The 24,138-nt window shown below is 43.6% G+C and carries 21 protein-coding genes and 6 pseudogenes; 21 read left to right on the top strand and 6 right to left on the bottom strand.

The window, feature by feature from the left end; all coding sequences use genetic code 11:
- Positions 1-117: 117 nt before the first annotated feature.
- Positions 118-450, bottom strand: a complete 333-nt coding sequence (locus tag KNP02_RS14030) for a four-helix bundle copper-binding protein (protein WP_084158420.1) — start codon at positions 448-450, stop codon at positions 118-120.
- A 272-nt stretch (positions 451-722) separates the two neighbouring features.
- Here KNP02_RS14030 and copZ point away from each other — a divergent pair, with 272 nt between their 5' ends.
- The 10 genes and pseudogenes from copZ (at position 723) to KNP02_RS13980 (ending at position 10,480) form a co-directional block, all read left to right on the top strand.
- Complete coding sequence (gene copZ, locus KNP02_RS14025; protein WP_029336157.1) at positions 723-926, top strand: copper chaperone CopZ; 204 nt, start codon at positions 723-725, stop codon at positions 924-926.
- A gap of 138 nt (positions 927-1,064) precedes the next feature.
- The gene (locus KNP02_RS14020) at positions 1,065-3,203 is read left to right on the top strand and encodes a heavy metal translocating P-type ATPase (RefSeq protein WP_251129350.1); all 2,139 of its coding nucleotides are present in this window, start codon (positions 1,065-1,067) and stop codon (positions 3,201-3,203) included.
- Positions 3,204-3,551: 348 nt separating this feature from the next.
- Positions 3,552-4,511 carry an IS30 family transposase gene (locus KNP02_RS14015; RefSeq protein WP_114167461.1) on the top strand — a complete coding sequence of 320 codons (960 nt, stop codon included), beginning with the start codon at positions 3,552-3,554 and terminating at the stop codon, positions 4,509-4,511.
- A complete protein-coding gene (locus tag KNP02_RS14010) occupies positions 4,507-5,121 on the top strand; it encodes a thioredoxin domain-containing protein (RefSeq protein WP_214751560.1) in 615 nt (204 codons plus the stop codon). The genes KNP02_RS14015 and KNP02_RS14010 overlap by 5 nt, the downstream gene beginning before the upstream one ends.
- Entirely contained in the window at positions 5,118-5,537 is a 420-nt protein-coding gene (locus KNP02_RS14005) for a disulfide oxidoreductase (protein ID WP_029336179.1), read from the top strand. The genes KNP02_RS14010 and KNP02_RS14005 overlap by 4 nt, the downstream gene beginning before the upstream one ends.
- Positions 5,538-5,957: 420 nt before the next feature.
- Positions 5,958-6,296 (top strand): ArsR/SmtB family transcription factor, encoded by a 339-nt coding sequence (locus KNP02_RS14000; protein WP_029336177.1) that lies wholly within the window; start codon positions 5,958-5,960, stop codon positions 6,294-6,296.
- Between the two features lie 23 nt (positions 6,297-6,319).
- The gene (locus KNP02_RS13995; protein ID WP_029336176.1) at positions 6,320-7,261 is read left to right on the top strand and encodes a cation diffusion facilitator family transporter; all 942 of its coding nucleotides are present in this window, start codon (positions 6,320-6,322) and stop codon (positions 7,259-7,261) included.
- A 124-nt stretch (positions 7,262-7,385) separates the two neighbouring features.
- Positions 7,386-8,201, top strand: a complete 816-nt coding sequence (locus KNP02_RS13990; protein WP_029336175.1) for a ZIP family metal transporter — start codon at positions 7,386-7,388, stop codon at positions 8,199-8,201.
- A gap of 321 nt (positions 8,202-8,522) precedes the next feature.
- Positions 8,523-9,416: pseudogene (locus KNP02_RS13985) on the top strand (arsenic resistance protein).
- 212 nt (positions 9,417-9,628) lie between these two features.
- A complete protein-coding gene (locus KNP02_RS13980; RefSeq protein WP_029336174.1) occupies positions 9,629-10,480 on the top strand; it encodes a cation diffusion facilitator family transporter in 852 nt (283 codons plus the stop codon).
- A gap of 497 nt (positions 10,481-10,977) precedes the next feature.
- Here the strand turns inward: KNP02_RS13980 and KNP02_RS13975 are convergent.
- Positions 10,978-12,102, bottom strand: a pseudogene (locus KNP02_RS13975) (heavy metal translocating P-type ATPase); the annotation flags it as partial.
- On the opposite strand from KNP02_RS13975, the pseudogene KNP02_RS13970 reads away from it, so the two are divergent.
- The 3 genes and pseudogenes from KNP02_RS13970 to KNP02_RS13960 all read left to right on the top strand — a co-directional run.
- Positions 12,094-12,889, top strand: a pseudogene (locus KNP02_RS13970) (IS3 family transposase); the annotation flags it as partial. The pseudogenes KNP02_RS13975 and KNP02_RS13970 sit on opposite strands and share 9 nt — an antisense overlap.
- Positions 12,890-12,948: 59 nt before the next feature.
- Positions 12,949-13,335 (top strand): annotated as a pseudogene (locus KNP02_RS13965) (DUF6036 family nucleotidyltransferase); the annotation flags it as partial.
- A 32-nt stretch (positions 13,336-13,367) separates the two neighbouring features.
- The gene (locus KNP02_RS13960) at positions 13,368-13,718 is read left to right on the top strand and encodes a hypothetical protein (protein ID WP_214710084.1); all 351 of its coding nucleotides are present in this window, start codon (positions 13,368-13,370) and stop codon (positions 13,716-13,718) included.
- Between the two features lie 188 nt (positions 13,719-13,906).
- Here the strand turns inward: KNP02_RS13960 and KNP02_RS13955 are convergent, their stop codons facing one another.
- Positions 13,907-14,653 carry a hypothetical protein gene (locus tag KNP02_RS13955; protein ID WP_214751557.1) on the bottom strand — a complete coding sequence of 249 codons (747 nt, stop codon included), beginning with the start codon at positions 14,651-14,653 and terminating at the stop codon, positions 13,907-13,909.
- Between the two features lie 283 nt (positions 14,654-14,936).
- Here KNP02_RS13955 and KNP02_RS15110 point away from each other — a divergent pair, with 283 nt between their 5' ends.
- The 8 genes from KNP02_RS15110 to KNP02_RS13915 all read left to right on the top strand — a co-directional run bounded on the left by KNP02_RS15110 (position 14,937) and on the right by KNP02_RS13915 (position 21,526).
- Positions 14,937-15,368: a thioredoxin family protein gene (locus KNP02_RS15110; protein WP_214710088.1), complete on the top strand. Its 432-nt coding sequence runs from the start codon at positions 14,937-14,939 to the stop codon at positions 15,366-15,368.
- 56 nt (positions 15,369-15,424) lie between these two features.
- Positions 15,425-15,883 carry a CopY/TcrY family copper transport repressor gene (locus tag KNP02_RS13945; protein ID WP_214710090.1) on the top strand — a complete coding sequence of 153 codons (459 nt, stop codon included), beginning with the start codon at positions 15,425-15,427 and terminating at the stop codon, positions 15,881-15,883.
- A 45-nt stretch (positions 15,884-15,928) separates the two neighbouring features.
- Positions 15,929-16,144: a heavy-metal-associated domain-containing protein gene (locus KNP02_RS13940; protein ID WP_214710092.1), complete on the top strand. Its 216-nt coding sequence runs from the start codon at positions 15,929-15,931 to the stop codon at positions 16,142-16,144.
- Between the two features lie 18 nt (positions 16,145-16,162).
- Complete coding sequence (locus KNP02_RS13935; RefSeq protein WP_214710094.1) at positions 16,163-18,622, top strand: heavy metal translocating P-type ATPase; 2,460 nt, start codon at positions 16,163-16,165, stop codon at positions 18,620-18,622.
- 14 nt (positions 18,623-18,636) lie between these two features.
- Entirely contained in the window at positions 18,637-18,912 is a 276-nt protein-coding gene (locus tag KNP02_RS13930; RefSeq protein ID WP_029336165.1) for a glutaredoxin family protein, read from the top strand.
- A 142-nt stretch (positions 18,913-19,054) separates the two neighbouring features.
- Positions 19,055-19,297 (top strand): heavy-metal-associated domain-containing protein, encoded by a 243-nt coding sequence (locus tag KNP02_RS13925; protein ID WP_051627724.1) that lies wholly within the window; start codon positions 19,055-19,057, stop codon positions 19,295-19,297.
- Between the two features lie 74 nt (positions 19,298-19,371).
- Positions 19,372-20,025 (top strand): hypothetical protein, encoded by a 654-nt coding sequence (locus KNP02_RS13920; RefSeq protein WP_214710096.1) that lies wholly within the window; start codon positions 19,372-19,374, stop codon positions 20,023-20,025.
- 127 nt (positions 20,026-20,152) lie between these two features.
- Positions 20,153-21,526: an MATE family efflux transporter gene (locus KNP02_RS13915; protein ID WP_232819669.1), complete on the top strand. Its 1,374-nt coding sequence runs from the start codon at positions 20,153-20,155 to the stop codon at positions 21,524-21,526.
- Between the two features lie 227 nt (positions 21,527-21,753).
- Here KNP02_RS13915 and KNP02_RS13910 read toward each other — a convergent pair.
- The 3 genes and pseudogenes from KNP02_RS13910 to KNP02_RS13900 form a co-directional block, all read right to left on the bottom strand.
- Positions 21,754-22,608, bottom strand: a pseudogene (locus KNP02_RS13910) (PRD domain-containing protein).
- Between the two features lie 19 nt (positions 22,609-22,627).
- Positions 22,628-23,152 (bottom strand): annotated as a pseudogene (locus KNP02_RS13905) (family 1 glycosylhydrolase); the annotation flags it as partial.
- A gap of 59 nt (positions 23,153-23,211) precedes the next feature.
- Positions 23,212-24,138 (bottom strand): IS3 family transposase (locus tag KNP02_RS13900; protein WP_214710100.1); only part of this gene is annotated, 927 nt, incomplete at its 5' end.

Below are 24,138 nucleotides of genomic sequence, written 5' to 3'. Positions count from 1 at the left end.
AAACGGCTTGAGCCCTGTCGAATACAGGACTCAAGCCGCCTAGGCTGGTTTTCATTATTTGCCCTGTCTACTTGACGGGGAGCAGTTCATATTTCCGACGGGCCTTTTTGAGTAAGGTTATGCGGCGTTACGGCAAGCTTCTGCACATCTACGGCAAGCTTCCGCACAGCGTCTGCAATGTTCATGATGATCGGCGTGCTTCTCACATTCCTCTGCGCAAGCTTCGCAAATGGTTGCGCAAACGGCTGCCAGTTCGGAAACGAACGGTGAATTGTGAGTAATGGCATGTTCCAAAAATGCACACATGTCCGCGCATTCCCGGTCTAATCGAATGCACTGTGCTAGCATCTTCACATCGTCTTCCTGCAGACAAGCGTCAAAACAATGGTTACATTCCGCTGCACAATCATGTAATGCCCGAATCAATTCCTGATGTTGTTCATGAGCCATGTTAAAACCTCCATTTCTTATTTTTGCTTCATTTACTGGATTTCCCTCTCCTTTCCAAACTAAACAGAAATACCGAAACTCCATAGAAACTGCACATTTTATAGACAAGTAATCAAATATTAAAATCAATGGTGCGGTTTTTTTGAGGGGTCATTGTGAACTTCTAAATTAGAGTCATGGAAACAGCGATAAAGTAAAATGATACTAAACACTTGATATACCCTATCGGGGTATGTTAAGTTTAAGGAAATATTACTTTAGGAGGAATAATAATGATTGAAACATTAAAAGTACAAGGTATGTCCTGCGGCCACTGTGCAAACTCGGTTGAAACGGGCGTCGGTGAACTCGAAGGGATTTCATCTGTGACAGTTGATCTTAAAAAAGGCGAAGTGGCAGTAGACTATGATACTGCCAAGACATCATTAAACGAAATTCAGAAAGCGATTGAAGAACAAGGGTATGACGTCGTATAAGGGTGCTTTCACAGCACACTTTACTTTTAAATGAAATATACCCTCGCGTGGTATATTCGGCAAGAACTTTGTGAATGTTAAGAATGTAAATAGGGTTAAAATAGGATAAGAACCACTAGTTTGGAGGAGGCGCACTGAATGGCTAAAAATGATAAAGACCATCACCACCATCAAGACGAACAGGTAGATCACAGTAAAATGGATCATTCCAAACATGTTGGGCATTCGTACCATGAAGACCAAGTGAAAGAAGGCATTCAAGACGACAGCAATCCTGCCAAAATTCATGATGATCATGCCCATCACAATCATGGTGGCCACGATCATAGTGACCATGGACATCACCATCATGGGAATTTCAAAGAAATTTTCCTGAAGTCGCTGCCCTTGGGCATTGTCATTCTATTATTGTCGCCGATGATGGACGTTCGGCTTCCTTTCCAATTTACTTTTCCATACTCGGATATTGTGGTCGCTGTATTAGCAACTATCTTATTGGTTTATGGCGGAAAACCCTTCTATCAAGGTGCAATCGCTGAATTTAAGGAAAAAGCACCGGGCATGATGGCCCTTATTTCATTAGGGATATCCGTTTCCTATTTGTACAGCATTTACGCCGTGCTGGCACGCTACGTAACCGGCGATCACATCATGGATTTCTTCTTTGAATTCGCGTCCTTGCTGTTGATCATGCTCCTTGGACACTGGATCGAAATGAAGGCTATCGGAGAAGCAGGAGACGCGCAAAAATCGCTCGCCGAATTGGTGCCGAAAGATGCACATGTGGTATTGGAAGATGATTCGATCGAGACGCGTCCCGTAAATGAGCTGGAAGTCGGAGACCTTGTACGGGTTCAGGCCGGAGAAAACGTCCCTGCCGATGGCATCATCAAAAGAGGCACCTCGCGGATCAATGAAGCTTTGCTGACGGGGGAATCTAAACCCATTGAAAAAGGAGCCGGAGACAAAGTGATCGGCGGTTCCACGAACGGTGCAGGCATCTTATATCTTGAAGTACAGGAAACCGGCGACCAATCGTTCATTTCTCAAGTTCAAACCCTGATAAGCCAAGCGCAGGATCAACCTTCAAGAGCTGAAAATCTTGCTCAAAAAGTAGCCGGCTGGCTGTTTTATATCGCCATTGCGGTGGCTTTCATCGCTTTTGTCGTTTGGCTGTACATTGCTGACATTCAAACCGCTATTCTTTTTACGGTTACGACATTAGTCATTGCATGTCCACACGCTCTCGGCCTTGCCATTCCGCTGGTTATTGCACGAAGCACCAGTTTAGGTGCAAGCCGCGGGCTGTTGGTGAAAGACCGCGAAGCATTGGAGCTGGCAACTAAGGCTGATGTAATGATACTGGATAAAACGGGTACATTGACTACTGGCGAATTTAAAGTTTTGAACATGGAAACACTGGATGGTCAACATACCGAAGCCGAAATCGCGGCGTTAATGGCAGGGATTGAAGGCGGGTCCAGCCACCCAATCGCCCAGTCAATCGTCCAATACGCTGAGAAACAAGGGATTCAGCCTGTCCACTTTGATTCGATTGATGTTGTGTCGGGTGCGGGTATAGAAGGAAACGCCAATGGCCGCAAATACGAATTGATCAGCCAAAAGGCACTTGGAAGAGATGTAGCGGTGGATGTTCCCAAAGGGGCAACATTAAGTATACTAGTTGAGGACGGGAATCCGATCGGTACGGTCGCATTAGGCGATGAATTGAAAGAAACGAGCAGAACGCTGATACAGGCATTGAAGCATTACAATATAAAACCGATTATGGCTACAGGTGACAATGAAACGGCGGCCCAAGGAGTAGCAGAGGAACTGGGCATTGAATACAGAGCCAATCAATCACCGCAAGATAAATATGGTTTAGTGGAATCACTGAAAAATAATGGACAAACGGTTATCATGGTCGGCGATGGCGTCAACGATGCACCATCCCTTGCAATAGCAGACGTTGGGATAGCAGTCGGTGCCGGAACTCAAGTCGCCATCGATTCCGCTGATGTGATTTTGACTCAGTCGGATCCAGGCGATATTGAATCCTTTATCGAATTGGCCAATAAAACAACCAGTAAAATGAAACAGAACCTCGTGTGGGGAGCCGGTTATAACTTTATTGCCATTCCCATAGCGGCGGGTGTTCTAGCCTCCATTGGGATTACGTTGGCTCCTGCCGCAGGAGCAGTTCTGATGTCCGTGTCCACGGTTATCGTGGCTATCAATGCGATGACATTGAAACTAAGAAATAGAGCTGTTTAACACCGTGTTTAATTGTCGTACACGAAAAGTGCTGCCTCCCAAAAGTTGAATTTTCTTTAACCTTGGGGGCACAGTTTTGTATTAGGTTAAAGTCAAACGGAGGTTTGAAGACTTTGGATAATTAAATATATTTTTATAGTTAACATATGAGATATTATCGGAAGAGAGGAAGCCCAAAAGCTTCTTCTCTTTTCTACTTAAATTCAATTAACACAAAAAAGTTTTCAAAAATTGATCATTCATTCATTAATCGCCGATTGTAAAATTAAGCTAGACAATTGAAAAAGCCATTCGTGGTACACTCACAATGTATTTTCCGACCAAAGAAAAACATAGGAGTGATCACGAATGACCTACACCCATCTTACCACGGATGAACTGGTGATGATAGAATCCTACCACCGCCAAAATATACCTGTAGCGATCATTGCTAAGTTGATGAACCGTTCCAGGCAGCCAATCTACAACGTCATCAATTTCCTGAAATCAGGACATACAGCGCTCGACTTCTACACGCAATACAAGAAAAATAAGAAACGCTGCGGCCGGCGGAAGATTGTCCTGCCGAAGAAACAAGTGGCCTATGTTCAAGACAAGGTGGCGCAGGGCTGGACGCCGGATGTCATTGTCGGCCGGGCAGAAACGGCCATCGATTGTTCCGCGCGCACCATCTATCGCATGTTCAAAAATCAGGTCTTTGACGCCGCCACGCTGCCGATGAAAGGAAAACGGAAACCCAATGGACACCAGGAACGCCGGGGAAAACAGGCGTTCAAACGCCATATTTCCGAACGGGAAGCCGACAACCCGTCGTTCAAAAAAGAGTTCGGGCATATCGAAGGCGACACCATTGTGGGTGCCCGCCACAAAAGTGCGGTGATCACGCTGGTCGAACGGCTGACGAAAGTCATCATCGCCCTGAAGCCTGCAGGACGCAAGGCTTGCGATATTGAAACTGCGTTGAACCAGTGGTTCCAAGGGGTCCCGAGAAATCTGTTCAAATCCATCACGTTTGATTGCGGCAAGGAATTCTCCAATTGGAAACCGTTGTGCAACCGGCACGACGTCTCGATTTACTTTGCGGATCCCGGCACGCCTTCTCAGCGCGCCTTGAATGAAAACTCCAACGGGCTCCTGCGGAAAGACGGCTTGGCAAAGGAAATGGACTTCAACCAGGTGGATCAAACATTCATTTCGTCGGTGGCCGACAAGCGGAATAACATCCCAAGAAAGTCACTGAATTACCGCACACCGTTGGAGGCATTTTTGAGTCACCTGAATGGAGTCGATCTGTCTAGCTTAAATTGACAAACGGAATGATCAAAGTTCCGAAAAATCAAAGACTAAAATTGTTCAAGATGAAAAGATATCAGTTAATAATCAACCTACAATAGGTAAAAAGGAAGCGCCGATATCAATTGTAGAATTCGGAGACTATAAATGCCCTTCGTGTAAAGAGTGGGGTGAAACAATCTATCCTCAACTTGTAAAAGATTACATTGAAAGTGGGAAAGCTTCCTTTAGTTACATTAATGTTTTGTTTCACGGAGATGAGTCCACTTTAGCTGCCCTTGCATCAGAATCTGTTTACAAAAATCACCCAGAATCATTTTGGCAATTTCACAAAGCTATTTATGAAGCTCAACCTGACGTGCAAATACACGATAATCCATGGGTTACGGTGGAGAAAATGGAAGAGATTGCGACGAAGACTGTCCCTTCTCTAGATTTAAATAAATTTAGAGAAGACCTATCAAGTCGTTCTTCTAGATTAGAATCAGTTAAAATGGATGCGGCGCTCGTAGAAAAATACAATGTTACACTGACCCCGACGATTGCAGTTAATGGGGTCATCCTTGAAAATCCATTCGACTATACCTCTATAAAAAAACAAATTGAAAAGGAGCTAACCCAATGAGCGCTTCAGTAATAAACCGATATGGACTGTACCTCGCCTGGGTTGTTTCAATTACTGCAGTACTTGGAAGTCTATATTTTAGCGAAATTCGTGGTTTTATACCTTGTGAACTCTGTTGGATTCAACGTATCTTTATGTACCCAATAGCTTTGATTCTTGCAATTGCAGTTTTCAGAGAAGATAGCTCAATCAAATTTTATGTTCTCCCTTTATCAATAATCGGATTCTGTATCTCTTTTTACCACTATCTTGTACAAAAGGTGCCCGGCTTTTCGGAAGTCAGACCATGTGAACAAGGAGTTTCCTGTAATGCACAGTACATTGACTGGATGGGTTTTATCACAATTCCGTTTTTAGCGTTGACCGCCTTTTTTCTGATTACAGTCATTCTTGGACGAATCAGTACCAAACAGTAGTTTTTGATTTGGATTTGAAAAATGAAGAACTAATTGTATCAAATTGGTATGCTTACTAAAAAACAGCTTTGATTTAGAAAAACATGAAAAGCTTTTTGAAGTTGGAAAATAGATTAGACAATACCCAGTAAATAATTCAATTGACGTTTTCTTAAAACGTTAGTGTACTATATTGATTTTTTGAAAAAGCGTGACTACCTATCGAGTATGAGATCTAACTAGCTCTCTAATAGGTAGTTTTTGTATGGCTAAAAATAAGAAATAATCGCAAAACCAGAGAAAGTATCTCAAATCTTCAAGTATGTAGAGCTGATAGAATAAATGTTTTTTAAATTAAGTGTTGACGGCACAGCAAAAGTCTAATAAGTTATATATGAACATATGAACATGTATAGTTATCATGAGCGGAGGTACTGACTTATGGATGAACCGATTGAAGATACTACAGAAAATGAAATAGAAATAGGGGCGCAGATTGACGATGAGACTCTATTTATTGTATCTCAGACGTTCAAGGCACTTAGTGACCCGACAAGAATTAAAATATTAACCCTGCTATGCACAAAGGAACATTCGGTCAACGGAATAGCTGATCTTCTTAACTTAAGTCAATCAAACGTGTCTCATCAGCTACGTTTTTTAAAAAATCTTCGACTTGTCAAGTTTAGAAGAGAAGGAACTACTCTATTTTATTCAGAAGATGATCACCATGTCATGAACTTACTAAGACAGGCGATTGAGCATGCGAAACACCACTAAATATAGTAAGGAGAGTTAATCTTATGGCACATAATCATGCACATGATCATTCTCATACCTCTAACAAAAAGATTTTGATCATTTCATTCTTTATTATTTCGGCATACATGGTTGTAGAGGCGATTGGAGGGTACCTTACAAATAGCTTAGCACTTTTAGCGGACGCAGGTCACATGCTTAGTGATGCGGCTTCGCTCGCTATTGCATTACTTGCCTTTAAATTAGGTGAACAAATAGCGAACAATCGTAAAACGTTCGGATATAGACGCTTCGAGATTCTAGCAGCTGTTTTAAACGGGGTCACACTCATACTGATTTCCATATATATCTTTTATGAGGCCATCAATCGATTTATTCAACCACCTGAGGTCGCATCCGTAGGAATGTTAATTGTTAGCAGTATTGGCCTTGCTATAAACCTTCTTGTTGGATGGATTATGTTAAGAGGTGCAGACGTAGAACATAATTTGAATATGCGAGGTGCTTATCTACATGTTGTAAGCGATACGTTGGGTTCAGTCGGTGCAATACTGGCAGCGCTTCTTATCATGGCATTTGGATGGAACTGGGCAGATCCGCTCGCAGGAATCATTGTAGCGGGACTTGTTTTACGAAGTGGTTATTTCGTGACGAAATCCGGATTGAACGTATTAATGGAAGGTGCACCACAAAACGTTGATGTCGAAAAGGTTCTTCAAGTCATTCACAACAAGGAGGGGGTACGGAGTATACACGACTTTCATCTTTGGAGTATCACAAGTGGAATGAATGCACTCTCATGTCATGTTGTCGTTGATGGTAATTTACAAATCTATGACAGTGAGAATCTACTTCAAGAAATTGAACACGATTTAGCACATCTGAACGTTCAACACTCTACGATTCAATTCGAAACTCTTTCTCATCCTCACAGCGATGAATTGCTTTGCAAACTGAAGGTAGGGGAAGTAGTACATCAACATTAAAAAAATCACCTGTTGAGTAGGATTGACAATCAAGAGGAGGAGACAGCAATGCTGATTTTGGATAATAGTTACTTAATTTTGAGCATGTATAGAAACTCGATTTTTGGCAACGGAGTTTTGATAGATGATTGAATATATTTCTTCGTTAGAACCCCTTACTCAAGCATTGCTGGGTACTTTATTCACTTGGGGGATGACGGCGCTTGGTGCCGCGTTAGTGTTTATGACAAAATCAATGAATCAAAAGCTAATGGATGGGATGCTCGGTTTTGCTGGAGGAGTAATGATTGCCGCTAGTTTTTGGTCATTACTCTCACCTGCAATTGAGATGGCGGAACAAGATTCTCTTCCGGCGTGGTTACCAGCTGCAATCGGTTTCTTACTTGGAGGATTCTTTTTATCAGGTGTTGATAAAGTGATTCCACATCTGCATCCCACTTCACCGATGGATGAGGCTGAGGGTATAAACCCTAAGAAGAGAAAGCGGAGCACGTTACTGGTGTTAGCAATAACATTGCATAATATTCCAGAGGGACTTGCCATAGGCGTTGCATTTGGAGCAGTTGCAGCAGGATTCCCTTCATCATCAATCACGGGAGCTATCGCGCTGGCAATCGGAATCGGCATACAAAATTTCCCTGAGGGTGCTGCTGTGTCAATGCCATTGAGACGAGATGGATTATCTCGTCGTAAAAGTTTTTTCTATGGCCAGTTATCTGGTATGGTTGAACCGTTCGCGGCGTTGGTAGGAGTAGTAGCAGTACTCATAATGGAGCCTTTACTTCCGTTTGCGCTAAGCTTTGCTGCAGGAGCAATGATTTTTGTTGTAGTGGAGGAGGTAGTCCCAGGATCTCAAGAAAATGGAAACAAGGACTTGGCTTCTGTTTGTTTAATGTTTGGCTTTACAATCATGATGATTTTAGATGTGGCTTTAGGCTAAAATAATTATTTTTTTAATGGTTATCACTTTATTTTTTGACTGATATATATTCAAGATACTAACTATATTCGGAAGTGTAAATAATGAGCCTTAATTATATTTACTTTCAGTCGGTATTTTTACTGTTGGATAAATAAAAATACTAGAAGAAAAAATATAAAACCTCTTGCCCTGGCAATTAAAATCGTGGAGTTATCTATTTCATTCTGAAATTTCCTGAAAATTTTGGGGGTGATTTTGATAGAGAAGGAAAGCAAATTCGGAATTCAAGTGCTAGAGAAGGTGGAAGCCCACCAAGTCAGTATATACATCATTTTTTTGATGTTGGCAGTAATCTTTGGTCTATTGAATACAGAAGCTGTATATCTCGATATTTTTATTTCTCCCCTTTTAGGAGTTTTGATGTATGGGATGTTCGTTCAAATTCCGTTTCTGAAATCGAATGGATCTGCTACAAACATGAGGTTTGTGGTAGCTCTTTTATTAGGAAATTTTGTTGCCGTTCCTTTAATAGTTTAGGTTTTGGTTATCATATTTCTTCAAGATTCATCACTAATGCTGGGGGTGTATTTGGTGTTGTTAACACCGTGCATCGACTATGTGATTGTTTTTACAAAGATGGGAAAGGGAAACGAATCAATATTGTTAAAAGTAACACCGATTCTTTTAATTTTACAGACGATACTCTTACCCATATATTTATTCGTATTATTAGGAGAAAAGGCTATTAGTATCGTTAGGATGGGTCCATTTCTAGATGCATTTCTATTTTTGATTTTTATACCGCTTCTATTAGCGATAATGACACAATTGTGTTCTAAAAAGAGTTCTTTAGGTAATCGTATCATGAAAATGCCGCCATGGATTCCCGTTCCATTTATGTCTTTTGTACTTTTTGTGGTAGTTGCCTCTCAAATTAGGGAAGTGTATAGTGACCTCGGGACATTAATAGATGTAATACCAGTTTATATTTTATTTCTACTTATCATACCATGGGTGTCAAAGTCCCTTGGTAAGTTGTTCAAACTAGATATTGCTTCAAGAAGAGCAATTACATTTAGTATGGGAACAAGGAATTCACTTGTAGTTCTTCCATTAGCATCTATATTACCAGAGCCCCTATCAACACAAGTAGCTGTAGTGATCATTTTACAGACCGTTACCGAATTGTTCGGAGAAGTCTTATATATAAAATTAGTGCCTAAATGGTTCTAACAAATTAGATACATGTATTTAATTTCGCTTTCAAAAATTACGTCCTTCGATTGTTTATTAAAATATTAAGAACTGCGCTTAAGTTCTCAAGTATGCGTTGTTTACAATCAATAGGCAAAGAAATTTATTATATTGCAGAACGCTAGAGACCAGTATTATTCTAACAACTAACCTTTTTAAGGATGGACTACCAAGTGAGGAGAGATCGAACAATGGCGAGTACTGATAAGGCATCAAAAAATATCAAACTAGCATTTATAATTAATCTTGTTTTCTCGATTGGTGAATTTATCGGGGGATTTTTGATTAATAGTGTTGCAATCATGTCGGACGCCATTCACGATTTAGGTGATGCTCTTGCATTGGGCCTGTCCTGGTTCTTACAAAAATTTTCGAACAAAAAACCCGATCATAACTTCACTTTTGGATATAATCGTTTTTCCCTTTTAGGAGCATTAATAAATGCGACAATATTAATAATTGGATCTGTATATATTTTTACTCAAGCAATTCCTCTACTGTTTGAACCGGAGCATTCTAATGCACAAGGAATGATTTGGTTTGCAATTTTTGGTGTGCTTTTAAATGGTTTTGCGGCATTCCGTCTACACAAAGGAAAATCAGTAAATGAGGGAGTACTATCTTGGCACCTTTTAGAAGATGTTTTAGGTTGGATTGCCGTTCTTGTAGTAGGGATAGTTTTACTCTTCAAGGATATACATATACTTGACCCCATCCTATCAATTGCTATTGCGTTGTTTATATTAGTGAATGTGTTTCGTAATTTAGTTAAAACAATGAAAATACTTTTAGGTGCTGTCCCTGATGGTATTGACATCGATGAGGTGAAGCAAAAGATTGAAGGTATTGAAGAAGTGATTTCTGTTCAAAACCTATATGTCTGGTCAATTGATGGCGAAGATAACGCCATGAATTTACACTTAATAGTAGAAGAGATGAATCTAAAGGATTCAACTATTGTTAAACAAAAAGTCAAAGAAGTGACTTCAAAACTAGATATTAAACATTCTACAATAGAGTTAGAATCAAAAAAACACAACTAAAGAAATAAGTCATCCTTGCACCAAATCCACACTGAGGTTCGACATATGAGTAAAAATTCTATACTTCATACCGTCTGATACCAATAAATACTTTTCTACGTGCAAGGAAACTGAATATCGAATGAGGGTATATTTAGAAACCCCCTCATTCGTTTTTTTTTTGAACACTATCGAAATTTCGTCTCTTAAAATAGGATGTATTCGAATGAATGAATGATTCCAAAACGAACGTTCAAATATTTAGATTTAATTGTCATAGTTTAGTAGACCTATCGACCGGATTTTCTTTCCATACTTCGGAGAATATTCCGGTCAATGAATAAGGTTCGGCCTCGATTAAAACTGTCTGATGATAAAAAAGCTGATAATGAAACCTAAAAAGATGACTCGGGAACAATACCGAAGTCATCTTAAAGCCGTCTTAAAAAACAGAGATCATTTATTTTTATCATACCCAGTACAAATTCGAGGATATAAAAATGAATATTTTTGTTTTTTTATTCTTTGACATTCATCAGTCTTAAACTGTTCAGTGCTACCAGAAGAGTTGCCCCCATATCGGACATAATAGCTATCCATAGGGTGAGCCAGCCCGGGATGACCAAGAGTAATGCAATCGCTTTGATACTGATAGCGAACGCGATGTTCACTTTGATAATATTTAGGGATTTTCGGCTCAATTTTATCGTAAACGGTAGTTTGCTCAAATCGTCGCCCATCAGGGCGACATCTGCTGTTTCCAAAGCGGTATCCGTTCCAGCACCACCCATGGCAATTCCAACAGTAGAGGCAGCGAGTGCCGGAGCGTCATTTACGCCGTCCCCGACCATCGCGACATTGTCGTACTCAGCTCGCAAGCGTTTAATGACATTTAATTTATCCTCTGGCATCAATTCTGCCTGGATTTCGTTGACGCCAACTTGCTGGCCGATAGCTTTGCCTGTCCCTTTGTTGTCACCCGTCAGCATAATTGTCTTTTTAATACCCATATCATGTAGTTTCCGGATGATTTCTTTGCTGGATTCCCGGACTTCGTCGGCTACGGCGATAACCGCCAATATGCTTTGTTTCGTTCCGATAATCATCGAAGTCTTACCTTGCTGTTGCAGAGCCGTTACGGTTTGGTCCAGATTATTATCAATACTTTCAACACCTAGCTCGTTAAAGAGAAGCGGGCTTCCGATAAAGTAGGTGGTGCCGTCTATCGTTCCTTTAATGCCTTTTCCTGTGATGGAAGAGAAGTCCTCAACTCTGATAGAGGTGTAAGGTATGTTTTCCTCGTCCGCTTTTTTCATGATGGCAGAGGCCAACGGATGCTGAGAACGATATTCCAATGTCGTCACGATAGAAAGCAGTTCTCTCTCGTTTACCTGCTTGTTCGTGATTTTAAAGTCTGTGACGACAGGTACACCTTTGGTCAGGGTACCGGTTTTGTCAAATGCAATAGCTTTCAGCGCGCCCATTTCTTCCAGGTATACGCCGCCTTTAATCAAGACCCCTTTTTTGGCAGCATTACCGATGGCGGAAACAATCGAAATCGGCGTCGAAGTGACTAAGGCACACGGGCAACCCACTATTAGAACCGCCAATCCTTGATAGACCCAGGTTTCCCAGCTGGCATCTCACGTGCGGCCTATTACAAATGGTTGAATCGCACCATACCGGTGCGTCAAGAAGAGAACGAGAAGCTTCTGGAGGACATCCGTCTACTCTATGACCAGGCGAACGGCACATACGGGTACCGTCGGATCACGATGACGATCAACCGGTTGCGCCGACAACAAGGACTGTCCCCGTTCAATGAAAAGCGAGTCTATCGCTTGATGCATATCCATGGGATCCAATCGGTCATCCGCCGGAAGCGGAAGAAGCATAAGAAGTCAACGCCGCAGCACGTGGCCGAGAATCTGATGAACCGAGAGTTCAGCGCGTCCCGACCGGACGAGAAATGGTGCACCGACGTCACCGAGTTTAAATATGGTGCCGGGAAAAAGGCATACCTGAGCGCAATCATCGACCTGTACGACGGCTCGATCGTCGCCTATCGCATCGGAAAGTCCAACAACAACGTTCTCGTCTTCCAGACGATGATGCCAGCCATCACGGGGCTCGCACAGGAGCGCGTCCGATGATCCATAGCGCCAATATACCTCGAGAGGGTTCAAACGCATGGTGGAAGACGCGGGACTGACCCACAGCATGTCCCGGGTCGGACGTTGCATCGACAACGCCCCGATCGAGAGCTTTTGGGGTACCCTGAAAGTCGAGATGTACTACCTGCGTGAGTTTCAGGCCTATAGCGAACTCACATCGGCCATCGAGACCTACATATCGTTCTACAACCATGACCGTTTCCAGAAACGGCTAAACGGCTTGAGCCCTGTCGAATACAGGTCTCAAGCCGCCTAGTTCGGTTTTCATTATTTGCCCTGTCTACTTGACGGGGGGCAGTTCAGTATCGTCCGACGCGAGATATTGATATTCGCGTGACGGAGGGCGTCGTGACACCTGAATTGAAAGAGGCGCTTCATGAATATGAAATTGAAATTGTCGAAGGGGTGATTCAGTTCCCACCCCGTGAAGACTTTAGGGAAAATGAATTCCGGCATAAGATTGAAGGGCTGTTCGAGGCGATTGATGTGTATATCCCCGACATTGAACTTTTAGCATGTACCAAGATTTTCTCCTCTCGCCAAAAGGATCTAGAGGATCTCGAAAAAACGAATCTATTGGCACTTTGCGATAAAGATAAACTTCTCGACCTTGTAGAGGAATACAAAGCAAACATGACGTGGGACAATCCATTTTGTAACGTGCATGACTTGAGTCGAATTTTTCAGGAAAAGGGTATATAATAAATCAAAAGAAGAGTAGAGGAGGGTGACCGATGTCAGACAGTAATCATGTACTTCTGCAAAGCGAGCTAGCGGATGAACTGAATCGTATGCAGGCAGGCGGGACAAGCTATCGCTTAGAGACGGCTCAATTGGCCCTGGCATTAAGTCGTCATTTCTCGGTCCCTGAATCGCTACGTGACCGAGAAATGGCTCGCCAGTATGTTCGATCTTCACTGCATGATTTACAGGACGACCGGGCAGAGGATGTGGCAAAAATGCTTAGTATGGCAGCACGGCGTGCCTACAACACTCCTGAAAATACGTTCTCGGTAGATATGAAAGTGAAATTAGAAGAAAAGCGTAATCGATTCAAGGTGCGTGGATTGCAGGTGAAATCTTAATTGGACCAAGCGGAGTCATTCTTTATACTCTCATGAGGTTATGATTCTACGTGTGAATGAAGCATCTTTGGTCAAGTCATTGAACATGTAGCAGACGATTTCTTCAAACCGTTAAATACTTTGTTTGTAATAAACATAAGGGTACTAGATTCAGTCACTGGTTGACTCAATCTAGTACCCTTTTCGTATCATTGTTTATTTTGTTGGGTGCTCCGCTCACGCAGGACCGCGAGCTCGACCTGTTCCTGTAACCGGTTCTCGAATGTCTCTTTCTCTCGACGGAGGAGCTGGACTTCTAAGTGCAGTTTCTGGTTCTCTTCTTCAAGCTGGTCAAGACGGCGTGTACGAGCTTTTAAGTCGTCGACAGCGTCCATAAGACTTTGATTTTGCCGGTAGAGCTGGCTACGTTCATCTTCTAGCTTTTTCATGTCTCCTTCTAGATGAAAAACTGTTTTTTTCTGCTCTTTTAGTTCTTCTTTGTTAGACACACGTTCTGTTTCCAATGCGTCTTCAACGATTCTCTTTTCAGCGATTAGTTGGTTGATTTGATTTTGTAATTGAGTGAGTGCAATTTCATGTGACGACACCTTTCGCTCATACTCCTCTTGGAGTCGTTCAGCTTCTGCAATTACGCTTTGTTCAAGGTCATGAATGGTATTTTTATATCGCGCGTTGATTCGCTCATGTTCTTTTTGTTGCGTTTCTAGTCGAGTGGCTCGTTCATTGAACAGGGCAAGCACTTGATTCAGTGCTGCTTCGAGTGATTCGTTCTCCTTGACGACTAAGGGGTCCGGTGACTGTTTATCGGCCAATGATATTAATTGCTCGAATAATTGGTTGGTTGATATTTGACGTTGCTCCATTAAACGCTGAATATGTTCTTTCACTTCTTGTGACACGCGGAATGACGTCACCTTGGTCTCGTTTGATTCCAATTCTAATCCCTCATTTGGTTATTATTTTGTATACAGCATATGTAGTTCCTATATTTAAATCATATAAATACAAGTTGTTATAAAAAAGAGTCACTCATAAACTGGCACTTTGTGGTGTAGGAAGGTATACATTTCGACGTCGAAATGTATACCTTCCTACACTTTTTACTTATGAGAATGTCTCAATAGTAAGCTAGTAGTCGAATCATCTATTTAATCCTAGCGACTAAGCAACAAAACGCTTAAGACAATTCCTACTTTGTTTTATTACATCATATAAGAGATGACAGTAGTTAACAATTTAAAGCTGTATGAGTTCAAAATAAATACGACCCAACTAAGTACGAATCGAATTAGTGTTTTGAGAGAAACAATAAGCTTAAAGAAACATACAAAATGGACACGAATATATAGATTGAGAAATAAAGTTTACAGTTGTAAACTTAAATCGATTACAAACGTAAACGAAAAGAGAGGAGAAAAAATGCTTTCGAAATTTCAATTATCTGATTTGCAAATGGTTAATCACTCTACGCAGCCTGTAGTCTTAAAGTTCACCGCCGATTGGTGCCCGGGATGCCGTCAGCTCGCACTACTATTTGAAAGCGTTGCTGAAGGATATCCAGATGCGTTTTCTAGACAAGAATATAGCCTATCAAGACTGAATAGCGAACCCAAAAACATAATGGTTGACAGACGACGTTTACGATTGTAAACTGAAATCAAATAAAACGTTTACGATTGTAAACTTAAAATTTGGAGGTTAGACAAATGACTGAACATGTCGAAAAACAAATCACGGATTCAGAATGGGAAGTCATGCGTGTCGTTTGGGCCCAAAAGCACGTGACCAGTAAAGAAATCATCGAGGTATTGGAAAAGAAGATGAGCTGGAAGCCTGCGACGACGAAGACATTCATTGGAAGGCTCGTGAAAAAAGGGATGCTCTCAACCGAGGCCGAGGGGAAGAAATTCATCTACTCCGCGAACGTCGTTGAAGGTGACGTCATCAGAGAGACGTTACACGATCTACTCGATCATATCTGTGACAGGGATGTCGGTAACACAATCGGAACGATGATCACACAGGCGAAACTGAGTGTACAGGATATCGAGAATCTCAAAAAAATCCTTGAGATGAAGGAAAGTGAAGCGGTGGAGGACATTCCATGCACCTGTACCCCGGGTCAATGCAGATGTCAGGACCATTCCTGTGGATCCAGACATTGAGTTTGAAATGATGTCATGAATGTAGTGAATAGGAGGAGATTCAAGATGAAAAAAACGATTTTAACGATTAAAGGTATGTCATGCGCTCATTGTGTCAACAAAGTCGAGTCAGCACTTGAAGGTCTGAATGGGGTTGAAAGTGCGAAAGTCAACTTAAAGAAAGGCATTGCAAAAGTGAAGTACGATGAAACACGACTAGATGTGAATGAATTTAAAGAAGTTGTGGGCGAGGTCGGTTACGAAGTCGAATCAGCCAAATAATAATGGAGGTAAGACGATATGGAGAGTAAGACATTTGCCGTGGAAGGGATGACCTGTGCGTCCTGCGTTCAGACAGTTGAAAAAGCAACAAAAAAATTGCCTGGCGTAGTGACCTCCAACGTCAACCTAGCGACTGGGAAATTGAGCATTCATTACGATGAGACGAAAATCTCGCCGCTGGATATTCAGACGACCGTCGAGAAGGCTGGCTACAAGGCCTCAACCGAGACCGAGCAAAGATCATTTGTCATCACAGGGATGACTTGTGCCTCGTGTGTGCAGACGATTGAGAAGGCCACGAGGAAAATGGTGGGTGTGACTGAGTCGAATGTGAACCTGGCGACAGAAAAATTAGTCATTCGATATGATCCTCAGCTGGTGACTGTATCAGATGTCGTCCGAGTGGTGGCAAACGTCGGATATGAGGCAAGAGAAGATCAAGAATCAACGGATGGCCAAGATACAGAGAAAGAAAAGAAACTGAAAAAAATTCAATCGATGTGGAACCGATTTGTAGGATCGGCGATTTTCACGATTCCATTACTCTATGTGGCGATGGGGCATATGATCGGCCTACCCCTACCGATGGCATTGCATCCAACGATGAACCCAGAATTGTTCGCTGTCTTGCAGCTCATGATGACCATCCCAGTGATGTTGTTCGGATGGAAATTCTTCTCCGTAGGATTTAAGACATTGTTCCGAGGGCATCCGAATATGGATTCACTTGTCGCCCTAGGGACGAGCGCAGCCTTCTTCTATAGCGTCGGTGCCACCATGGCTATCCTCTCAGGTTATGAGGGATACGTGAATAGCCTCTACTATGAGACAGCCGCAGTCATTCTCACGCTGATCACATTAGGTAAATATCTTGAAGTCCGGTCGATGGGTAAAACATCCGAAGCGATTGAAAAATTGATGGGACTGGCACCTAAGACGGCAAAGGTCGTCCGCAACGGACAAGAGTTAGAAGTATCAATCGACGAAGTCATCGTCGGCGACACGATTATCGTAAAGCCTGGTGAGAAGATTCCGGTGGATGGCGTGGTTCTATCAGGTAATACGTCTGTAGACGAATCCATGCTGACCGGTGAAAGTATCCCTGTTGAAAAAAATGTGGGTGCTCAAGTCATCGGTGCCAGCATCAACAAGAACGGGATCATCCAATACCGAGCCACGAAAGTCGGTAAGGATACAGCGCTATCTCAAATCATCAAATTGGTCGAGGATGCACAGGGCTCTCGAGCTCCTATCGCAAAACTGGCCGATATCATCTCCGGATACTTTGTACCGATTGTCATCGTCGTCGCGATCCTTTCAGGAATTGCATGGTATTTAGGCGGTCAGACCGGCCTCTTCGCCTTGACGATCACGATTTCAGTACTGGTCATCGCCTGCCCTTGTGCACTAGGTTTGGCCACACCAACAGCAATCATGGTGGGTACGGGCAAAGGTGCTGAGAATGGTGTGTTGATCAAGAGTGGCGGCGCCTTGGAGACGACCCATAAAGTCCAGACGATCGTGTTCGACAAGACAGGGACGATCACTGAAGGAAAACCGAAAGTGACAGATATCGTGACAGTGAATGGACATCAAGAAGATGAGTTGTTACGCTTGACCGCTTCCGCTGAAAAAGGGTCTGAACATCCATTGGGCGAAGCAATCGTAAGAGCGGCAGAGGACAGAATGATGCGTGTCATGGATATCGATCGTTTTGAAGCCATCCCAGGGCACGGGATCGAAGTACTGATCGACGGAAAAGTCTTGCTTGCCGGAAACAGAAAATTGATGAAAGACCGCGGCATCTCACTGGATGTCCTTGAAGGCGCTTCAGACAAACTCGCACACCAAGGCAAGACGCCGATGTATATCGCGATTGACCAACAAATCGCAGGGATCATCGCTGTCGCAGACACCGTCAAAGAAAACAGTCGTAAAGCCATTCAGAAACTTCAACGAATGGGTATCGAAGTAGCCATGATCACCGGAGACAACAAAGGTACGGCCATGGCGATTGCGAGACAGGTCGGGATCGATCGGGTACTGAGTGAAGTGTTACCTGAAGATAAAGCGAACGAAGTGAAGAAGTTACAGGCCGAAGGGAAGAAGGTCGCAATGGTCGGTGATGGAATCAATGACGCACCAGCCTTGGCCCAAGCAGACATCGGAATCGCGATCGGTTCGGGTACTGACGTTGCGATCGAATCTGCAGACATCGTCTTGATGCGAAGCGATTTGATGGATGTACCTACAGCTGTCGAATTGAGCAAGTCAACCATCCGCAATATTAAACAGAACCTGTTTTGGGCATTTGCCTATAATGTCATGGGTATCCCGTTTGCGATGGGGATTGTTTATCTACTTGGTGGGCCCTTATTGAACCCGATACTTGCTGGAGCGGCCATGAGTTTAAGCTCAGTCTCGGTCCTGGTGAACGCACTCCGTTTGAAACGATTCAAGCCTTCGATGATCAAATAAAAGGAGGAATTGGGATGGATAGAGATCTACAGCTCGAACTTTACACGCGTCCGACGTGTTCAGATTGTCAGGATGCCAAAAAATACTTAAAAACAATCTCAGTCTCTTATGTGAACAAAGATGTGGGTGTGAACCTTGACCTTGAACAAGAAATGGTAGCGATATCAGGGAATCGAATCGTACCACTGTTTGTCTTCTACAAAAAAGGGATGCTCAGAAAAAGAAGAGTAGTGAAGTACTTTGTTGGCTTCGAGAACAACAAAGAAGAGATTCTAACATTGCTACGATAAGCAACGATAGCTCACTCTCAGAACCTGTTGAAAGCGTGTCGCGCAATGAGGGACACGAACATAAGGTGGCGAGGGTGTAAAAAAATCGATACTTTTACACCCTACCCATGTATGGTAATTAAATAATCAGGAGGAACATATAATGAAAAAATCAACATTTCAGGTAGCGGGTATGTCTTGTGGATCTTGTATCAATAAGATTGAAGGACACGTTGGAAAGTTAGCGGGTATTGAATCAGTGAAGGTCAATCTTTCGGCGGGAGAGGTGGACGTGACGTTCGATGAAAGCCAACTCACACTTTCTGAGATTGAAACCGCAATTCAAGAGACTGGCTACGAGGTAACGGAGGCGACCGTTAAAATCGGTTGTTCTTGCTGCAAGTAATGGAGGTCGAGTGACGGTGCGATCAAGGACTACACAAAGGAGTGTTAAACGTGAAAGACCATGGACATCATCATATGAAGAACTTGACGGGAAATGAAGTGTCTGTAGAAGCCAAATATGAATTCGGGAAAATCAGTATCGAGTTAAAGGATCAACATCAGCAAGCCCCGGAACTCGAAGTCAGCCATGAAAAGGAATTCCATTTGATTCTCGTGAACGAAGACCTAACTGAGTACCGACACCTCCATCCGTTTAAAAAGGGTGAGGGTCGATTCGAGCAACCCGTCCAACTTGAGGCAGGGTCGTATAAACTCTTCGTGGATATTCAGCCTAAGGGACTGGCATATCAAGTGAAGCCGGTTCACTTAAAGGTTGGTCGTCAGTCCTCTTCCTCTATCGAATCGTCACTTAAAGTAGATGAGCGTCTGACGAAGACGATCGAAGGTCATACCGTCGAGCTGTCGATCGACTCTTTAAAAGCGCATGTCCCGACTGTCTTCAGCTATGACACCAAAGAAAGTAACCCGGAGCCGTACCTTGGAGCACTCGGTCATGTCGTCATCTTGGATGAAGCCGGAGAACAGTTTATCCATGTGCATCCTTCTTCTCATGATACGACGGAATTTGAGACGGTCTTCCATAAACCTGGCCTATACAAGGTCTGGGCCGAATTCCAGTTCCGTGGGACTGTGCACACCTATCCTTTCGTCATTCGTGTCTCAGATTGACCATGAGCGACCCATGGTTCCTCGTTGGGTCGCTTTCCTGTAATCGTTGTAAGCATAATTTTCGAAGGAGAGGACTCAGATGATAGAAAGTGAGCGGCTGGACACTCATGGTGATCGGAAAACCAAGATGAAATTCATCCTTCTACTCGCGTTACCAGCGGTTGCCGAGAATTTTTTCCAAACGTTGCTCGGATTTGTCGATACGCTGTTCGTCTCAAGAATCGGCCTAGCAGAAGTGTCAGCGGTAGGAGTGACGAATGCCATCCTCGCCATCTACTTTGCTGTCTTTATGGCAATCGGTGTGGCAGTAAACGTTTATGTCGCCAATAACTTAGGCTCAGAACGAATCGAGCGCGCGAGACATATCGCGCAGCAGGCCATCGTCCTATCTGTCGTGGTCGGGGTGACCTTTGGGGTCGTGACGCTATTTTTCGCTGAGCCTCTCCTGCGGTTGATGGGGGTGGAGAATGACGTTTTAGAAGCTGGTAGCACCTACTTCAAAATTGTCGGGATCCCATCGATCGTGATGGCATTGATGTTTGTGCTCAGTAGTATCTTACGAGGTGCGGGAGATACAAAATCACCGATGAAGGTGAGCATCGTCATCAATGTCGTCAATATTGTGCTCGACTATATGTTGATTTTCGGTTTTTGGATCATCCCCGAACTTGGTCTCGTCGGAGCGGCACTCGCGACCGTCATCGCCCGGCTCGTCGGGACGCTCTTATTGATGAACTATATTCGTAAGACGGAAGTGATCGCCTTCAAGAAAGATTTCTGGAGACCGGATCTCGAGCACCAGTTGGAGCTCGTGAACCTTGGAAGCCCGGCGGCTATCGAGCGATTGGTCATGAGAGCCGGACAGATCGTGTATTTCGGATTCATCGTGGTACTCGGGACGAACACCTTCGCCGCGCATCAAATTGCAGGGAATCTAGAGGTGTTCTCTTATATGTTGGCATATGGTTTCGCGACAGCAGCAACCATTCTCGTCGGTCGCAACATCGGAGCGGGAGACCACGAGACCGCCAAAGAATATGCCAGATTGAGCACGTTCATGGCGATGGGCTTCATGTCCTTATTCGGGGTCGTCTTATTCTTCTTCGGAGGATGGGCAGGTTCACTTTTCACCGACGATCCCCAAGTCATCAAAGACATCGATGTCGCGTTAAAAATAGCAGCGGTCTTCCAGCCTTTCCTAGCAGTCGTCCTTGTATTGACCGGTGGATTCCAAGGAGCGAACAATACGAAGTTTCCAATGTATCTGACCACGATCGGTATGTGGGTGATCCGGACTGGGGCAGTATATGTATTGGCGATTCAGATGCAGATGGGCATTGCAGGAGTGTGGATCGCCATCGGTCTAGACATCGTCTTTAAGGCGATCGTCCTTTGGATTCAATTCAGCCGAGGGCGTTGGATTGTAGTGGAATCCGAACCGCAGAAGCCCTGTCATCCCAAAACTAAGCATGAAGACGTGCGATGTATAAATAATTATTAACACTTGACTGAAATTGTAGGAAAGAGCAAAGTTGTTCTTTCCTTTTATCTTTTCTGAAAAAGTTATTAAAGGAGCCCGTCACGCCGATCTAAAGAAATCGAATCAGTGGTGAAAAACACACATATGTCATGCGGCCTATAGCTGCTCGATTATAAAAAATGGATATTTTTTTGTTCAGTATAGATAAAACCTGGTCTTCGTCAAAAAGAACCAGGTAATTAAGAAAGTTATTGTTTATTCAAATCCATATTAGTTGTCAGTCGATGAATATGAACGGCTAGATAAGCTAGTTCCTCATTAGGAATTGTCACACCGTGCAACTGTTTAAGGTAGTCCCGTACTTTGAATGAACCATTCATGGCCTTTGGGTAGATGTTCGCAATCTGTTCAAATAGTTGATCGGATTCTTCATTCAATATTTTTCCAGCATAAAAGCGTTCAGCGAAATATTTCACATGTGTGATGAATCATGAATAATGAATATCTTCTTCATCGGTTTCAATATTGTAAGCATATCGAATAAGGTTCACAATACTCCCAATCATCTTGGCGTAGCGCATGCCATCACGTGTTTCTTCTCTTTCTCCTTGCGCGTTGATAATATGAAAAGCAATATTGGCTGCCTCTTTAATAGGCAGTTCGATTTTAAATCGTTCATTGATGAGATTAACCGCATAACTTCCAATCTTGAATTCCTGTGGATAATAGTTTCGAATTTCCCAAAATACTCGGTTGCTGATAGTAATACCTTTATAATAACGTTTTACCGCAAAGTGAAGGTGGTCTGTCAGTGTTAAAAAGATACCGGCATTGAGCTTTGTAGCTAGCTTTTCCTCAGCATATGCAACGATTTCTCGAGTGAACTCGACGAATTCAGGAGGAATTTCAGTCACCAGTCCTATGAACTCTTTAATACGGACATCGTCAGCGGGTATGAACATTTGGGAGGCTTCAGGTGGAGCGACAACATTTCCGATTTTCTGCCCGAAACCAATTCCTTTTCCAATTAAAATGTACTCAAGCTTTGATTTGTCCTCGACAATCACGACACTTGAATTTAATACTTTTTTGATACGAATCATTCCATACCTCCGTCTTAATTCAAGTCAGATCATCTCCATTTGAAGCTATGACTTTTTTATACCAGTAGAACGAATCTTTTTTAATCCGTTCTAGGGTCCCGTTCCCTTCGTCGTCCAAGTCTACATAGATGAACCCATACCGTTTCTTCATTTCTCCCGTACTGGCTGCAATCAGATCGATTGGACCCCATGCCATATAGCCAAGTAACGGAACCCCGTCAATCGCGACTGCTTTTTTCATTTCTTCGATATGACTCCGAAGATAGGCGATACGATAGTCATCATGTACTTTCTTGTCCGGCGTGAGCGTGTCAACGGCCCCAAGACCGTTTTCAACAATCATAAGTGGTAACTGATATCGATCATACAAGTAATTTAAGGAATAGCGTAAACCTTTCGGATCGATACTCCATCCCCATTCACTTTGCTCCACATGCTGGTTTTTATAGCCTGTCTTCACGCCATTCAAACCAGAGAATTCGAGAGGCGACTCCTTGACGATAACGTGAGTTAAGTAATAGCTATATGAAATAAAATCAACAGGACCACGGTACAATTGAACTGCTCCCCGTCAAGTAGACAGGGCAAATAATGAAAACCGGACTATGCGGCTTGAGACCTGTATTCTACAGGGCTCAAGCCGTTCAGTCGTTTCTGGAGACGATCATGGTTGTAGAACGATATGTAGGTCTCGATGGCCGATGTGAGTTCGCTGTAGGCCTGGAACTCACGCAGGTAGTACATCTCGACTTTCAGGGTACCCCAAAAACCCTCGATCGGGGCGTTGTCGAGACAACGTCCGACCCGGGACATGCTGTGGGTCAGCCCCGCGTCTTCTACCATGCGTTTGAACCCTCTCGAGGTATATTGGAACCCTCGGTCGCTATGGATCATCGGACTCGCTCCTGAACGGAGCCCCGCGATGGCTGGGATCATCGTCTGGAATACGAGCGCGTTGTTGTTGGATTTCCCGATGCGATAGGCGACGATCGAGCCGTCATAGAGGTCGATGATTGCGCTCAGATATGCCTTCCTTCCGGCGCCATATTTGAACTCGGTGACGTCGGTGCACCACTTCTCGTCCGGTCGGGACGCGCTGAATTCTCGGTTCATCATGTTCTCGGCCACATGCTGCGGGGATGACTTTTTGTACCGTTTTCGCTTCTGGCGGATGACCGAACGGATCTCATGGATACGCATGAGACGATAGATACGCTTCTCGTTGTATGCCGGCAGGCCATGCTGGCGTCGTCTCCGGTTGACCGTCATGGTGATCCGTCGATAGCCGTAGGTCCCGTTCACCTGGTCGTAGAGGAGGCGGATGTCCTCTAGTAGGCTCAGGTTCTCCTCCTCGCGTACCGAGACGGTACGCTTCAACCATTTATAGTAGGCGGCCCGTGAGACCTGCGCGATTTCACACAGGAGCACGACCGGGAACGTATCGGTCGTCGACATTTCCTCGATCGCCATGTAACGTAATTGTAGCCGGATTTGGCTGATCAACCTCTCCTCTCGATCTCCTCTAACTTT

The sequence above is a fragment of the Exiguobacterium sp. s40 genome (assembly GCF_018617905.1).
GTDB classification, from domain to species: Bacteria; Bacillota; Bacilli; order Exiguobacteriales; family Exiguobacteriaceae; genus Exiguobacterium; species Exiguobacterium mexicanum_A.
This window is presented reverse-complemented; position numbering and strand designations above follow the sequence as displayed.